General features: G+C 64.6%; 8 protein-coding genes. All 8 read right to left on the bottom strand.

All coding sequences use genetic code 11. The features are described from left to right. Positions 1–7: 7 nt before the first annotated feature. The 8 genes from dusA to Lysil_RS03925 all read right to left on the bottom strand — a co-directional run bounded on the left by dusA (position 8) and on the right by Lysil_RS03925 (position 14,307). Positions 8–1,000, bottom strand: coding sequence for a tRNA dihydrouridine(20/20a) synthase DusA (gene dusA, locus Lysil_RS03960; protein WP_103074238.1), 993 nt, complete (start codon positions 998–1,000; stop codon positions 8–10). A gap of 59 nt (positions 1,001–1,059) precedes the next feature. Further along, positions 1,060–2,238, bottom strand: a complete 1,179-nt coding sequence (locus tag Lysil_RS03955) for a M23 family metallopeptidase (protein WP_165782375.1) — start codon at positions 2,236–2,238, stop codon at positions 1,060–1,062. Positions 2,239–2,252: 14 nt separating this feature from the next. Next, the gene (locus Lysil_RS03950) at positions 2,253–3,866 is read right to left on the bottom strand and encodes a phytoene desaturase family protein (protein WP_103074236.1); all 1,614 of its coding nucleotides are present in this window, start codon (positions 3,864–3,866) and stop codon (positions 2,253–2,255) included. Positions 3,867–3,899: 33 nt separating this feature from the next. Beyond that, the gene (locus Lysil_RS03945) at positions 3,900–5,318 is read right to left on the bottom strand and encodes an efflux transporter outer membrane subunit (RefSeq protein WP_205756853.1); all 1,419 of its coding nucleotides are present in this window, start codon (positions 5,316–5,318) and stop codon (positions 3,900–3,902) included. Then, positions 5,318–8,530 (bottom strand): efflux RND transporter permease subunit, encoded by a 3,213-nt coding sequence (locus tag Lysil_RS03940; RefSeq protein ID WP_103074234.1) that lies wholly within the window; start codon positions 8,528–8,530, stop codon positions 5,318–5,320. The genes Lysil_RS03945 and Lysil_RS03940 overlap by 1 nt, the downstream gene beginning before the upstream one ends. Continuing rightward, a complete protein-coding gene (locus tag Lysil_RS03935) occupies positions 8,527–11,616 on the bottom strand; it encodes an efflux RND transporter permease subunit (protein ID WP_425477146.1) in 3,090 nt (1,029 codons plus the stop codon). Before Lysil_RS03935 ends, Lysil_RS03940 begins: the two co-directional genes overlap by 4 nt. 71 nt (positions 11,617–11,687) lie before the next feature. Then, on the bottom strand, positions 11,688–13,067 hold the full coding sequence (locus tag Lysil_RS03930) for an efflux RND transporter periplasmic adaptor subunit (RefSeq protein ID WP_103074233.1): 1,380 nt from the start codon (positions 13,065–13,067) through the stop codon (positions 11,688–11,690). Positions 13,068–13,212: 145 nt separating this feature from the next. Then, on the bottom strand, positions 13,213–14,307 hold the full coding sequence (locus Lysil_RS03925) for a S41 family peptidase (protein ID WP_165782374.1): 1,095 nt from the start codon (positions 14,305–14,307) through the stop codon (positions 13,213–13,215). Positions 14,308–14,390: the final 83 nt, after the last annotated feature.

Raw genomic sequence — 14,390 nt, 5'->3', positions numbered from 1 at the left:
TTGGCGATCAGGCCGCGAGCGAGCGCTTCGTCACCGCCAGCGCGTCTTCCAGCAGTCCGATGCCTGCATTCGTGCGCACCACGCCCTCGCTCAATATCTGGCGGAACAGGCGTCCACCGGGCTGGCCGTGGAACAGGCCAAGCACGTGGCGGGTGATGTGCTTGAGGGCCACGCCCCGTTCGAGCTGCCGTTCGACATAGGGGAAATACGCACGCAGCAATGCTTCGCGATCACGCAATTCGCCGCCGAACATCGCGACCTGCAGGCGATGCAAGGTATAGGGATCGTGATACGCGGCGCGCCCGAGCATCACGCCATCGACATGATCGAGATGCGCGAGCGCGGCATCGACCTCGGTGATGCCGCCGTTCAACAACACCGTCATGCCGGGACGCTCGCGCTTGAGCCGATAGCCCCAGTCGTAGCGCAGCGGCGGCACTTCGCGGTTTTCCTTCGGCGACAGTCCCTTCAGCCACGCGTTGCGCGCATGCACGACGATGAAGGCGGAGCCGGCGGCATCCATGCCATCGACGAAATCACGGAATGCGCCATAGTCATCGTCGTCATCAACGCCGAGCCGGCACTTCACCGTGACCGGGATTGCGCCATCGACGGCATCGACCATTGCCCGCACGCAATTGGCGACCAGTGCCGGTTCGCGCATCAGGCAGGCGCCGAAGCGTCCCGCCTGCACGCGATCGGACGGGCAACCGCAATTGAGGTTGACCTCATCGAAACCATGTTCGACGCAAATCCGCGCGGCCTGCGCCAGCAAGGCCGGATCGCTGCCGCCGAGCTGGATCGCAACCGGATGTTCCGACGGATCCATGGCCAGCAGGTGCGAACGATCGCCGTGGATCACCGCGTTGGCGTGGACCATCTCGGTGTAGAGCCGCGCATCCGGCGCCAGCACGCGGTGGAAGGCGCGGCAATGCGAGTCCGTCCAATCCATCATCGGGGCGACGGACAGGCGAATGGCGTTGGCGGGAATCGACGGCATCCCGCCATTGTCGCAGACAGGCCCATCCCGATCCCCGCGCGCCATGCCGCTCTGGAGGGCTAACGCATGCTTTCTCGAGATTCGTCGCCGAAGCGGATGACAACATCGTTCAAAGGCAGCTGCACGCGGTCATGGACTACCGGAGCCGCTTTCCAGGGATCACCCTGGCCGAAGAGTTGCGCTTCGGTTTCCGTGCCGAAGACATCGAAATGATCGAAGGCATACGGAATCCCCTCGGAACCCTCGAAGGTAGCCGCGTTCGACAACTGGAAATGCAGATGGGGCGCCGCCGAATTGCCCGACTGCCCCACGCGCCCGAGCAGATCGCCGCGATGCACGTGGTCACCCGTTTTCATCTTGACGCTGCCACGCTGCAGATGCGCATAACTAGCGAACACGCCAGTCCCGATTTCGAGAACGACGTAGTTGCCGAACAGGCCATCGGCGGTGAGCGCTGCCGGCTCGGGCTGCGGCGACAGCGGGCGATGCTCCTCCTCGCCATCGCGGGCACTGCGCACGATTCCATCCGCAACCGCGATCACTTCTGCGCCATAACCCACCCAGTTTGCATGTAGCGATGCCGCGCCATCCTGCGTGCCCGGCTTCATGACATGCCCTTGCGCATCCACGCCGACCAGGTCCAACGCATAACGCTGTGGAATGGTGAGATTGCCGTTGACCGCGACCAGACTGCTCCAGTGATGCGACTGCATGTTGCCCGGGCCTTCATGCGCCAACCAGCGACCACCGCGCAATGGTGACCCCAGCACCATTGGTTTTCGCTCGTCGATCCGGATCGCCGCGCCATCGAGCGTGACCACGACATGTTTGTCGGTCTCGAATTCAACACGATGCCGCAGGATCCGCGGCAAGGCGGCGTGCGCAGGCAGCGTGATCCAGATGAAAAAAACCGCGCGTTTGCCAGCGGGAATCGACACCACCGCATCCTCGGGCGGCGCCGGTCGAACCATCTGCATCAACGCCTTGGCATCCCGGACAAGAAGCGGGTTGTTTGCTCCATCGGCAACAACCTGCAACGACAAGGGACGCAATGGGCCGGTATCGCCATAGAAGTTGGTGACGTGCAATTCGTACGCCAGGTGCCTGAAACCATCGCTGCCGACGAAAGGCGCCGGCGCGAACGGTACGCGCGCCTCAACGGGCGCCAACGCCTGCCCGGCCGTGGCAGGAAAACAGGCGCAGGCGAGCAGCAGCGCCGATGCGATCTTGAGCATCATCGAATCCACCATGGTCAAGTTGGTCGCGGACGCTTGCCAAGGTCGCGAAGGATTTCGCGCGCGGCGTTGCGACCCGGCAAGCCGGTGACGCCGCCGCCGGGATGGCTGCCCGATCCGCACAGGTAGAGGCCCTTCAGCGCGCCGCGATAGTTGGCCTGGCCAAGGAACGGTCGCGTGGTGAACATCTGGTCGGGGCCGAGGGCGCCGTGGAAGATGTCGCCACCGATCAGGCCGAAACGGCGTTCGAGGTCGAGCGGCGGCAGTGCTTCGTAACCGAGCACGCTGCTGCGGAAATTCGGCGCGTAGGCGTTGACGGTAGCGATCATCAGCTTCGCCACGGTGTCGCGATGTGCATCCCAACCGCCATCGACTTCCGGGTTGACCTGCTGGCAAAACAGGCTGGCTACGTGCTGTCCCTGTGGCGCGAGGGTGTCATCGAGTGTGGATGAGATCACCACTTCGACGATCGGTGCACGCGCCCAGCCAGCGTTGTATTCCTTCGATTTCGCATCGAAATAGGCTTGTTCGAAATACTGCAGCGATGGCCCGATCAGGATGCCGCTCTGGTGGTGCGGTTGCAGGTTGGTGCCCGGCGCAGCGGTGAAATCCGGCAGCTCCGACAACGCGACGTTCATGCGGAAGGTGCCGGAACCGCAGCGATACGTCTGCACGCGACTGCGCAGGTCGTCGTCGAGGTGTTGCTGCGGCACGATGTCGCGATAGAGCAGTTTCGGATTGAGATTCGACGCGACGATGCGCGCGCGATGTTCGCGCCCATCTGCCGTGACCGCACCAACCGCGCGACCGTTCTCCACCAGCACATGTTCGACCGCGCTGTCGGTGATGATCTCGACGCCGCGCGCTTCGCATTCCTTGCGCATCGCCTGGGTGATTGCACCCATGCCGCCGATGGCGTGGCCCCAGGCGCCGGGCTTGCCGTTCACTTCACCGAACAGATGGTGCAGCAGCACATAGGCACTCCCCGGCGTGTACGGACTGGCGAAATTGCCGACCACCGAATCCCAGCCGAGCACGGCCTTGATCGGATCGGATTCGAACCAGTGATCGAGCACTTCGCCGGCGGATTTTGTGAAGAGATCGAGCAGGTCACGGCGACCGCGCAGGTCGAGCGGAGCGAGCTGTTTCGCCACCGTGTACGACCGCAGCCAGTCGGCGAAGGCGATGCGATCGCTGATGTTGGGCGGCGTCAAATGGATCAGCTGCTTCAACACCGCGACCACGCGATCGATCATCGCGAGATAACCGGGCCAGCGTTCGGCATCACGCGTTGACCATTTGGCGATTTCGTCCGCGCTCGAACCGTCGCCGAGACGGAAGGCGCGACCGTCCGGCAGCGGCAGGAAGTTGGAATACGCACGTTCGACGATGCGCAGGCCATGTTCGCGCAGGCGCAGGTCGGCAATCACCTTGGGGTTGAGCAGGCTGACGGTATAGCTGGCGACGGAGTTGCGGAAGCCGGGATGGAACTCCTCGGTCACCGCGGCACCACCGACGATGTGGCGGCGTTCCAGCACGCGCACCTTCAGGCCGGCGCCAGCGAGATAGGCCGCGCACACCAGGCCGTTGTGGCCGCCGCCAAGAATCAGCGCATCGATCGCATCCGCCATTCGCGTTGCCCGCTTCGCATGGAAACGGCGAGCTTAGCGTGTCGGAACGCTGTCGTCCCAGCCGCCGCCGATCGCCTGCGTCAGCGCCACTGCAGCCTGTTGTTGCTGTACCACCGCAGCGATCGCCGAGCGTCGCGCCGCCAGCGCGGTGTTCTGCGCGGTGACGACGGCGGTGTAATCGGCCGTGCCGGCGAGATACTGGTTCAAGGTCATCTGTTCGACCTTGTCGGCGGCCTGCGACGATGCCTTGAGGTTGTCCGCCTCATCGGCATAGCTGCGCAGATCGACCAGCGCGTCCTCGGTCTGCTGCAATGCCGACAACACCGTCTGTCGATAATTGGCGGCGCCCTGTTCGTAGGATGCCCGCGCCTGGTCGACCCGCGCCGAACGCGCGCCCCAATCGAGCAGCGTCATCGCGCCGGTCAGGCCCAACGACCACAACGCGCTGCCGCCGCTGGCGAGATCGCCAAGGACCTGTCCGCTGCGCCCGGAGCTCGCCGACACGCTGAGCGACGGGAACAACGCCGCACGCTGCACGCCGATCGCCGCGTTGGCGGCCATCACCGAACGTTCCGCCGCGGCGACATCGGGGCGCCGTTGCAGCAGATCGGATGGCAACGCGGACGGCACTGCGGGCACGCGATTGTTCCATTGCTGCGCGACGAGGGTGAGATCCGCAGGCGCACGTCCGCTCAACACCGCGATGGCATGTTCCAGCGTTGCCCGCTGGCGTTGCATGTCGGTGACCTGCGATTGTGCATTGCGCAGCGTGGTTTCCGCCTGCAACACGTCCATGTGCGCGGCGACACCGACCTTGTAGCGGTTCCGGGTGATGGTCAGCGTGCGCTGGTAACCGGTGATCGTGCGCTGGTAGGCCATGAGCTGCGCATCGGTGCCGCGCAATTGCAGGTAATCACTGGCGAGCTGGGCATGGATGGTCAGTAGCGCATTGCCGAGACTGGCGCGCGAGGCCAGCATCGACGCATTGTTCTGCGCCACCGCCGCGCGCAAACCGCCGAACAGGTCTGGCGTCCACGCTGCGCTGATGCTGGCATTGGCGCGTTTCCCCGCACTGGTCGTCGTGCCGGCATTGCCGCTGCCACCGCTGCGACTCACGCCGACGCTGGCGGAAATGTCCGGCCACAGGTTGGCACGCGATTCGCGCAACAACGCGCGTTCGCCATCGTAGGCGGCGACGGCCGCCGCCACCGTCTGGTTGTGCGCGGTGGCATCAGCTTCCAATCCATCCAGCAGCGGATCATTGAACGCTCGCCACCACTCGCCGCGCGGCTGCCCGTCGGCAGGCGCGACGGCATGCCAACCAGCGGGCGCTTCCTTGAATTCGGCGGGGATATGCACGGCGGGACGCTGGTAGGCAGGCACCAGGCTGCAGCCGGTGGCGGCGCACAGCAATGCGGTCGCGAATGCGGGACGTAGGGAACGGAAGGACATCATGCCGGCACCGGTTCGGTTGGCGTGGAGGACGAAGACGCATCGGGCTTGCGCGATTTGCGCGCGCGTTGGAAACGGTTGAGCGCGAGATACACCACGGGCGTGGTCAGCAGCGTCAGGAACTGGCTGGCGATCAAACCACCAATGATCGTGATGCCAAGCGGGCGTCGCAGTTCCGAACCATCGCCAAAACCGATCGCCAGCGGCAACGCGCCCAGTCCGGCGGCGAGCGTGGTCATCAGGATCGGGCGGAAGCGCAGCAACGCGGCTTCGCGGATCGCCGCCAACGGCTCCAGTCCGCGGCGTTCGGCTTCGATCGCGAAGTCGATCATCATGATCGCGTTTTTCTTGACAATGCCGATCAGCAGGATCACGCCGATCAATCCGATCAAGTCGAACTGCGTCTTCGTCAACACCAGTGCAGCTGCGGCACCGACGCCGGCGGCGGGCAAGGTCGACAACACCGTCAACGGATGGATCAGGTTTTCGTAGAGGATGCCGAGCACGAGATAGATGGTGACGATGGCGGCAAGCACCAGCATCGGAATGGTGTTGGTGGTCTGCTGGAACACCTGCGCGGAGCCGGCGAATTCCCCGCGCACGCCCAGCGGCAGATTGAGGCTGGCCTGCACCTTGCGGATTTCGTTGCTGGCCTGCCCCAGCGTTACCCCGGTCGGCAGGTTGAAACTGATCGTCGCCGCCGGCGCGCCATCCTGGTGGTTCACTTCGGCTGCGGCCGATTGCACATGCCAGGTCGCGATGGCTGTCAGTGGCGACATGCCCGGCGTGGCGATGCCGATGTTGCCCGCGCTCGCTGTCGAGGCCGTCGCCGTCGTGGACGTAGACGTGGACGTGGACGTGGTCGAAGTGGTGGTGCCGGAACTTGTCGGCAGCCAAATCAGGTTGAACGCTTGCGGCGACGTCTGCGCATCCTGCGCCACGCCCATCACCACGTGATATTGGTTGACGTCGCTGTAGAGCGTCGCCACCTGGCGCTGCCCGAAAGCGTCATAAAGGATCGAGTCGATGGTGTTGTTGCCGATGCCAAGCCGTGACGCGGCGGCATGGTCGATGTCGAGGTAGGCCGCGACCGCGCTGTTGTTGCGATCGACATCGACGTCCGTCAACACCGGATCGCGCTTGAGTGCCGCGGTCAAGGTGTCGGCGGCCTTGGCCAGCACGTCGGGATCATCGGCCTTCAACGTGTACTGATAGGTGGAATTGGCGCTGCGCCCGCCGATGCGCATGTCCTGCACCGGGTTGAGGAACAACGTCGCACCGGTGATGCGCGCGAGTTGCGGGCGCAGGCGCTGGATCACTTCCTGGGTCGGCGGACGCTGGCCGCGCGGTTTTTCGGTCGCGAAGAGGAAGCCGCCGCCAGCGCGCGAACCGCCGGTGAAGGCGATCACGTTCTCGATCGCCGGGTCCTTGCGCAGGATCTCGACCAACTGCTTCAACTTCTCGCCGCTCTGCACGAAGGACACCGACTGGTCCATGCGCAGGCCGCCCTGGAGCGACCCGGTGTCCTGTTCGGGGAAGAAGCCCTTGGGCACGATCATCATCAGGTAGACATTGAGCAACGCCGCGCCGAGCAACAGCAGCAGTACCGCACCGCGATTGCCCAGCGCCCAGTCGAGGCTGCGCTCGTAGCGCGCGCGCATCCCCGCGACCGCGCGTTCCGCCAGTCCCGCGAGACGCCCGCCCAGCGATGTTCGCGCCGGCGCGTTCGCTGGCCGCTCGCGCAGCAGGGTCGCCGCGATCATCGGCGTGGTGGTCAGCGACAACATCATCGAGATCAGCACCGCGACCGTCATCGTCACCGCGAACTCGCGGAACAGGCGCCCGATCAGGCCGCCCATGAACAGCAAGGGGATGAACACTGCGACCAGGCTGATGCTAATCGCCATCACCGTGAAGCCGACCTCGCGCGCACCCTGCAACGCCGCCTGCATCCGGCCCATGCCCTGTTCGATGTGGCGATTGATGTTCTCCAGCACCACGATGGCATCGTCGACGACGAAGCCGGTGGCGATCGTCAATGCCATCAACGACAGGTTGTCGAGCGAGAAGTCGAGCAGGTACATCACCCCGAGCGTGCCGAGGATCGACACCACCACGGCGACTGCCGGCACCACCGTGGCCCGCCATGATTGCAGGAACGCGCTCACCACCAGCACGACGAGAATGGTGGCGATCAGCAGCGTCAGCTCGACGTCGCGCAGCGACGCGCGGATGGTGGTGGTGCGATCGGAGGCGACGTCGATCTTGATGTCGGCGGGAATGCGCGTGCGCAACGAGGGCAACGCTTTCTTGATCGCATCGACGGTGGCGATGATGTTGGCGCCGGGCTGGCGACTGAGGATCACCATCACCGCGCGCTTGCCGTTGAACAGGCCGAGCGTGCGCTGGTTCTCCGGTCCGTCGTAGATGTGGGCGACGTCGCCGAGATGGACGTTGGTGCCGTTGCGCGACACCACCACGACCTTGGCGAACTCCGCCGCGGAACGACTTGGCGCGCTGGTGTAAAGCTGGTACGCGTTGCCGGTGTCCTCGATCGCGCCTTTCGGTCGATTGGCATTGGTCGCGGTCACCGCGTTGCGCACCGCGTCGAGATTGATGCCGGCGTCGGCGAGCTTCTTCGGATCGAGGTCGATGCGCACGCCGGGCAGCGCGCCACCACCGAGCTCCACCTGGCCCACGCCCGGCACCTGCGACAGCGCCTGCTGCACCACCGTCGACACCGAATCGTAAATCGCATCGGGCGCGCGCGTGTCCGAGGTCAGCGCCAGGATCAGGATCGGCGCATCGGCCGGATTGACCTTGTTGTAGGTCGGATTGGATTTCAACGCGGCCGGCAGGTCGGTGCGCGCGGCGTTGATCGCGGCCTGCACGTCGCGCGCCGCGCCATCGACATTGCGGCTGAGGTCGAACTGCAAAGTGATGCGCGTCGAACCGATGCCCGATGACGAGGTCATCTGGGTGACGCCGGCGATCGTCTGCAGGCGCCGTTCCAGCGGCGCGGCCACGCTGCTCGCCATCGTGGTCGGACTCGCGCCCGGCATGTTGGCGGAGACGCTGATGGTCGGATAGTCGATCTGCGGCAGCGGCGCCACCGGCAATACGAAGTACGCGGCGACTCCGGACAGCGCGACGCCGATCGTCAGCAGCAAGGTGCCGATCGGACGCCGGATGAACGGCGCCGACAGGTTCATGTCGCCGCCTCGCGCGCGGCCCGCGCCGCGATTCGATCACGACGACGCTTCGCCAATGCTTCGAAGGCGAGATAGATCACCGGCGTGGTGAACAGCGTCAAGGCCTGGCTCATGATCAAACCGCCGGCGACGGCGATACCGAGAGGACGCCGCAGTTCCGATCCCATGCCGCCACCGAAAATCAACGGCAACGCCGCGAACAAGGCCGCGAAGGTCGTCATCATGATCGGGCGAAAGCGCAACGCCGCGGCTTCGCGAATGGCATCGAGCGGCGACTTGCCCTCGTCGCGCTGCGCGGCAATGGCGAAGTCGATCATCATGATCGCGTTCTTCTTGACGATGCCGATCAGCAAGACGATACCGATGATTCCGATCACGCCGAGGTCATTGCCGGTGAGCAACAACGCCAGCAAGGCGCCGAGGCCGGCCGATGGCAATGTCGAGAGAATCGTGATCGGATGGATGTAGCTCTCGTAGAGCACGCCGAGCACGATGTAGACGCAGACGATAGCGGCGAGGATCAGCCAGCCTTCGTTGGCCAGCGATGCGCGGAACGCATTCGACGCGCCGAGGAACTGCGTGCTGATGCCAGCGGGCATGCCGATCTTCGCTTCGGTCGCGGTGATCGCATCGACCGCGTTGCCCAACGACGTGCCCGGCGCGAGATCGAAACCGATGATCGAAGCCGGGAACTGCTGCGCGCGCATCACCGCCAGCGACGCATTGCCGGTGGCGATCGTCGCGATCGACGACAACGGGACGCTGGTGCCACCGCTGCCGGCCACGTAGACCTTCTGCAATGCCTCGGGCCCGACCAGCATGCCCGGCATCGCCTCGAGGATCACCCGGTACTGCGTCGACGGCGTGAAGATGGTCGAGATGATGCGTTGCCCGAAGGCGTCATAGAGGGCGGCATCGACCGCCGCCGCCGTCACGCCGACGCGCGCCGCGGCATCGCGATCGACACTGACCGTAACCGCATTGCCATCCGTCTGTACGTCGCTGACCGGGTTGCGCAATTCCGGCACCGATTGCAACGCCTGTGCAAGATCGAGACTCGCCTTGTTCACTTCCGCCTGCGTCGCACCCTGCAGCGCGAAGCGATATTGCGTCGGGCCGTTCTCGGCATCGATGGTGAGATCCTGCACTGGCCGCAGGTACAGCATCACGCCGGGAATCTGCCGGTGCACTTCATCCAGCAAGCGCGCCATCATTTCGTCCTGATGGTCGCTGCGCGTGCTCTTCGGCTTCAGGTTGATCAGCATCCGTCCCTGGTTAAGGGTGATGTTCTGGCCATCGACGCCGATGTTGGAACTCAGCGATTCGACGTCGCCATCCTTCAACACCAGGTTGGCGACCTGTTGCTGCAATTCCGCCATGCGCGCGAACGACACGCCCTGGCCGGCCACCACCGTCGCCTGCAACTGGTTGGTGTCCTGCTCGGGGAACAGGCCCTTGGGAATCAACCAGAACAGCAGGCCGGTGAGCACCAGTGTTGCGCCGAACAACATCAGCATCACGCGACTGCGCGCGATCACGCCATCCAGCGTGCGCGCATACCAGGCGCCGACGCGATCGATCAGGCGCAAGGACGCGCGAACGAACTTCGGCGCCTGTTCCTCGTGGTTGCCGGGCTTCAACCAGCGAGCGGCCAGCATCGGCACCAGCGTCAACGACACCACCGCGGAAATCAGGATGGTCACCGCCAATGAAATCGCGAATTCGCGGAACAGGCGGCCGACCACATCGCCCATGAACAGCAGCGGGATCAGCACCGCGACCAGGCTGATGGTCAGCGAGATGATGGTGAAGCCAATCTCGCGCGAACCCTTGAGGGCAGCGGCCATCGGCGATTCGCCATGCTCGACGTGGCGCGAGATGTTCTCGATCACCACGATGGCATCGTCGACGACGAAACCGCTGGCAATGGTCAGTGCCATCAAGGTGAGGTTGTTGAGGCTGAAGCCGAGCATGTACATGGCGGCGAAACTGCCGACCAGCGACAACGGCACCGAAATCGCCGCGATCAATGTCGCCTGTGGCGAACCGAGGAACAGGAAGATCGCGATCACCACCAGCACGACGGCGAGCACCAGTTCGAATTCGACGTCGGAGACCGACGCGCGAATGCCGGTGGTGCGATCGGCCAGCACAGTGACGTGGACATCTTCGGGCAAGGTCTGTTCGAGATCGGGCAACGCCTTCTGGATCGCATCGACGGTGGCGATCACGTTGGCGCCGGGCTGGCGCTGGATGTCGACGATGATGCCGGGCTGGCGATTCATCCAGGCGCCGATGCGACTGTTCTCCGAGGCATCGACCACGGTCGCCACGTCCGACAAGCGCACCGCGGCGCCACCGTTGTAACCGACGATCAGTGCCTTGTATTCGTCGACCGATGACAGCTGGTCATTGGCATCGATCGACCAGCTGCGCGTCGGACCATCGAAGCTGCCCTTGGCGCCATTGGCATTCGCCGAGGAAATCGCGGTGCGGATGCTCTCCAGCGTCATGCCCTGCGCGGCCAACGCCGGCACGTTGGCCTGGATGCGCACCGCCGGTCGCTGGCCAGCCGACATCGACACCAGGCCGACGCCCGAGACCTGCGCCAGCTTGTTGGCGACGCGTTGCGAGACGAGATTCTGCACGTCGGACAAAGTGCGCGTCTTCGACGTCACCGCGATCGTCATGATCGGGGCGTCGGCGGGATTCACTTTCGCGTACACCGGCGGCGCCGGAAGATCGCTCGGCAACATCGTCGCCGCAGCGTTCATCGACGCCTGCACTTCCTGCTCGGCGACATCCAGCGGCAGGTTGAGATTGAACTGCAGGGTGATGATGCTGGCGCCGCCCGACGACACCGACGACATCCGCGTCAAACCGGTCATCTGCCCGAACTGGCGTTCCAGCGGCGCGGTCACCGTCATCGCCATCACGTCGGGACTGGCGCCGGGATACAGCGTGCTGACCTGGATGGTGGGGTAATCGACTTCCGGCAACGCCGACAGCGGCAACATGCGCAAGGCGATGATGCCGGCGAGGAAAATCGCCAGCATGAACAACGACGTCGCCACCGGCCGCTCGATGAACGGTCGCGATGGATTGGTCGCGTGCGCCTGCGACGCGTCGTCGCCGGGTGGCGGTGTGTCGAACTCGCTCACGGCGATGGTGTCGCCTGGCCCTGCGGAGTCCCTTGCGCACCGCCACCGCGGCGATGCTGGCCGCTGCCATGCGTGCCTGGTGTCGCAGCGCCGGCTTGCGCATTGGCATGGGTATCGGCCAGCGTCACTTTCGATCCGTCATCGATGCGATCGGCGCCTTCGGTGATCACCGTTTCGCCGCCGTTCAATCCCTTGGCGATGACGATCTTGTCGCCGACCGTCGCACCGGTGGTCACGTTCACCAGTTTCGCCGTCTGGTCCGCTTGCAGGGTGAACACGAAGCTGCCATTCGGGCCGTAACGCACCGAACTGACCGGTACCACGATCGCCTGATCTGCGGTGCCGACCTGCAACTGGACATTGACGAACTCGCTCGGGAACAGCACACCGTCCTGGTTGTCGAACCGCGCCTTGGCCTTGAGCGTGCCGGTGGCGGTGTCGATCACGTTGTTGAGCGTGAGGAAGCTGCCCTGCGCCAGCGTCTTCTTGCCCGTCTGGTCGAGCGCGACCGCCGGCAGCGTGCTGCTGCGACTGGCCTCGCGCACTTGCGCGATCTGCGACTGCGGCAACGCGAATTCGACATCCATCGGCGATTCGGTGGTGATGATGGCGACGCCGTTGGCGTCGCCCGGCGATACGTAATTGCCGATATCGGCTTGGCGCAAACCGATGCGTCCACTCACCGGCGCGCGCAACGTGGTGTAACCGAGGGTGATCTGCGCCGAGCCCGCGGCTGCCTTGTCGGCCGCCACCGTGCCTTCCAGTTGCTTCACCAACGCCGCCTGCGTATCGACCTGTTGCTTCGCGATCGAGTCCTGCGCCAGCAAAGTCTGGTAGCGCTTCAGATCCTGGCGGGCAACAGCCAACTGCGCGGCATCGCGCGCGATCGTGCCCTGGGCCTGCGCAACCGATTGCGTCGCCGGACCGGGATCGACCTGTGCCAGTGCCTGGCCCTTGCTGACCAGCTGGCCTTCCTTGAAGTAGATCGCCTTGAGCACGCCACTGACCTGGCTGCGCACCGTCGCCGTCACCGTCGGCTGCACCGTGCCGATCGCGGTGATGGTCAATGGCACATTCGCCTTCTCGGCCGTGGCAGTCCCGACCGTGGCCGATGGACGCCCGCGTCCGCTGCTGCTGCCACCGCCGGCTGCACTGGCACCGGCACCGCGTTGCCCACCCCGACCGCCGGCTGAACGTTGTTGTCCCTGGCCTTGCGCACTACCGCTGTTGCGGCCGAAGAACCACCACGCTGCCAGCCCGACCAGCGCCAGCACCACCACGACCAGAACGGCATTGCGGCGCGAATGCGCGGACTTTTGCGGAAGGCGTGGGCCATTCGCGGCGGGCGGAACCGAAGAACGCTGGGGGTCTGACATGCACAGGATTCCGCACGGAATTGGAACGATCCTAAATCAACGCGCATGAATGCGTCGGGTTGACCATGACTTAAGGCATGGCCCTCCGGACTGGGAAACAAAAACCCCACGTTTCTCCGGGGTTTTCATGTCCCGGAACGCCTGATCAAAGATCTTCCAGCGCGCCCTGCAGTTTCTCCTTGGCCATCGGATTGGCCTCGATCGGGATCAGCGCCTGCAACAGATCCTTCTGCGCGACCTCCAGTGCCTTCTTGGCGGAAACGGCTTGGTTCGGCACGACACCGACGCCTTCCCAGTCCTTGCCGGTGACTGCATTGGTCGGGCGGAAGGTCGGCACGAACATCATGAAATGCGCGCCCAGGCGCTGCGGGCTGCCGCCATTCGCCGCACCCGCCGTGGTCTCGCCGACAATCACCGCACGATGGTTCGCCTGCAATGCATAGGCGAAATCCTCGCAGCCGGAGATGGTTTCAGAACCGGTGAGGAGGTAAAGCTTGCGCTGAGCGCCGTAGCGTGGCCCGGTCACATCGCCGGTCCAGCGTTTCTCCGTGGTGTTGGTATAGCGCTCGTAGATGTCATTGAGATGGGTCGGAACATCGTAGAGATAGCTGGCCGCCTGCAGCACCGTGTCCGGATCACCACCGTGGCAGCGACGCAGATCAATGATCAGTCCCTTGGTTTCGACGAGCAGCCCCATTGCCGCAGCGATGCGGGAAGTCGCCACCTGCGGACGGGCGAACGAACGGATCTCGATGTAACCCAGGTTGCCCGGCAGGCGACGCGCGGAATCCACTCCACCATTCATCCAGCGCATTTCGAACAACTCCTGTTGGCGTTCCTCCGCGGACGGCTCGCCATTCCCGGTTTCGGGAACTGCCACCTCGAAGTACCGCACTTCCATGTGCTTGTCGTGCGACAACTCCGAGAGTTCGTCAGTGAGCTTGCTTGCGAAGGCCTCGGCACTGGTGATGCTGTCGTAACGACCAGCCTGCAGCCGCTTGCGCAATTCGGCGGCCATCGTCGCTCCCTTGTCGGCGTAGACATAGCGCGCTTGCAGTAATGATGCCGCGTGCTCGACCGCTTCGTTGCGTGCGGCGGCATCGATGACCATGTCCTTCTGCGGCGGCCCGTCACCGGGCTTGTGTGCCGCCAAGGCAACGGCAACGGCTGCCGTCAGCGCACCAACGGCCACGACACCGATCGCGAGACGGCGGGGCTTGAACAGGCGTTTCATTTCCATGGGTTCGTACCTGGTGATCATCCGGATGGATGGCAGGCATCTTCCCGAGCAAATGTGGGGGAATTATGTGCGTCGCCGGCCCT

Origin of the sequence: Solilutibacter silvestris (assembly GCF_002895945.1) — a bacterium.
GTDB classification, from domain to species: domain Bacteria; phylum Pseudomonadota; class Gammaproteobacteria; order Xanthomonadales; family Xanthomonadaceae; genus Solilutibacter; species Solilutibacter silvestris.
The sequence above is the reverse complement of the archived record's forward strand: the minus strand, read 5'-3'. Positions and strand labels throughout refer to the sequence as shown.

Bases quoted from the DNA above. Each gene is read 5' to 3' on its own strand.
- dusA (WP_103074238.1), bottom strand. From the start codon at position 1,000: ATGCCGTCGATTCCCGCCAACGCCATTCGCCTGTCCGTCGCCCCGATG.
- Lysil_RS03955 (WP_165782375.1), bottom strand. From the start codon at position 2,238: ATGATGCTCAAGATCGCATCGGCGCTGCTGCTCGCCTGCGCCTGTTTT.
- Lysil_RS03950 (WP_103074236.1), bottom strand. From the start codon at position 3,866: ATGGCGGATGCGATCGATGCGCTGATTCTTGGCGGCGGCCACAACGGC.
- Lysil_RS03945 (WP_205756853.1), bottom strand. From the start codon at position 5,318: ATGTCCTTCCGTTCCCTACGTCCCGCATTCGCGACCGCATTGCTGTGC.
- Lysil_RS03940 (WP_103074234.1), bottom strand. From the start codon at position 8,530: ATGAACCTGTCGGCGCCGTTCATCCGGCGTCCGATCGGCACCTTGCTG.
- Lysil_RS03930 (WP_103074233.1), bottom strand. From the start codon at position 13,067: ATGTCAGACCCCCAGCGTTCTTCGGTTCCGCCCGCCGCGAATGGCCCA.
- Lysil_RS03925 (WP_165782374.1), bottom strand. From the start codon at position 14,307: ATGGAAATGAAACGCCTGTTCAAGCCCCGCCGTCTCGCGATCGGTGTC.